This is a genomic window from Candidatus Hakubella thermalkaliphila (genome assembly GCF_013281975.1).
Taxonomy (GTDB): Bacteria; Actinomycetota; Humimicrobiia; order Hakubellales; family Hakubellaceae; genus Hakubella; species Hakubella thermalkaliphila.
Genome location: NZ_BLRZ01000273.1, coordinates 1 through 1155 on the forward strand (window position 1 = coordinate 1; position 1155 = coordinate 1155).

Genomic DNA, 1155 nt, shown 5'->3' on the forward strand with positions numbered 1-1155 from the left:
TTTGGCAGAACCCATTAGCACTTCCTCCTTTCATTTTTAATTGTATACCCCCCCCGATTCTTGTCAAGCAAAAAAACCTAAAAAAGCAACCTGGCACACGTCAACAGAATAGGATAAATATTTCTCCTGCTATCTCCTATAATTACATCTTGCCTGAACTCCTTAATCTAACTCTCTTGGGGAAAGATTGTATAGTTCCACTTTGGATGCAATTGGTGATGTTCGATCTTTAATCCCTTCATTTCTCTATCAGAAACCTTAACGCCTGTTTCATATTTATTTTTATCTATAGGAGTTACGCAGTTGACTGCCTAATCCCCTAGCCAGTATAATTATAATATATAACCTGCAAGAAAAGGTCAAGTTCTATTGGTAAGGAGGTTGGAGAGAATATGAACCCACCCAAATGCGATGACCTGGATTACATCCACTTTCTCATAGACGACCATTTCCAGGCGATGCTTAAGGAAGCTAAGGAACGGGACTTTGAGCCAAGCTTTGTGTTGTTTGATACTTGGTATGCCAGCTTGGGAAATCTGAAGAGGGTCCGAGATTACGGCTGGCATTGGCTAACAAGGCTGAAGAGTAACCGTTTGGTCAATCCTGATGGGGAAGGGAATATTCCCCTCAGTCAAGCGAAGATTCCTCCAGAGGGACGAGTGGTACATCTGAAGGGATATGGGTTCATCAAGGTATTTCGGACGGTCTCTGAAAACGGGGACGGGCAATACTGGGCGACTGATGATCTTCAGATGGACGAAGCTAGTCGGGAGGACTTGGAGAGCCAGGGGTGGAGGATCGAGGTATATCATCGGGGGATCAAGCAGTGCTGCGGAATTGAGCGAGCGCAAGTACGGAAGGCGGTGGCACAGAAGAATCACTTTCTTTATGCGCTGCGGGCATTTCTGCGTTTGGAGATACACAAGTTGCGAACGGGAAATAGTTGGTATGAGGCAAAGGTGTCCATTATCAGGGAGGCAATACGGGCTTATCTGGGTAACCCTACCTACAGTCTTACCCCAACTGCGTAAGTCCTAATCTAATTGAGCCTTTATTTTTAAGCCGGATCTCGTTGTGGTAGTACTGATCATATTTACTACTGTCTCATAATTGATTAGCGGTTCTCCTTTCCAGTTCATACTGATAAAAGAAAAC

General features: G+C 44.4%; 1 protein-coding gene and 2 pseudogenes. 1 reads left to right on the forward strand and 2 read right to left on the reverse strand.

The features are described from left to right. Positions 1-167 precede the first annotated feature (167 nt). Entirely contained in the window at positions 168-290 is a 123-nt protein-coding gene (locus HW443_RS14145; RefSeq protein ID WP_176238254.1) for an ISAzo13-like element transposase-related protein, read from the reverse strand. A 150-nt stretch (positions 291-440) separates the two neighbouring features. On the opposite strand from HW443_RS14145, the pseudogene HW443_RS11485 reads away from it, so the two are divergent. Continuing rightward, positions 441-1031, forward strand: a pseudogene (locus HW443_RS11485) (transposase); the annotation flags it as partial. Positions 1032-1037: 6 nt separating this feature from the next. On the opposite strand, the pseudogene HW443_RS11490 reads toward HW443_RS11485, so the two are convergent. Beyond that, positions 1038-1155: pseudogene (locus tag HW443_RS11490) on the reverse strand (ISAzo13-like element transposase-related protein); the annotation flags it as partial.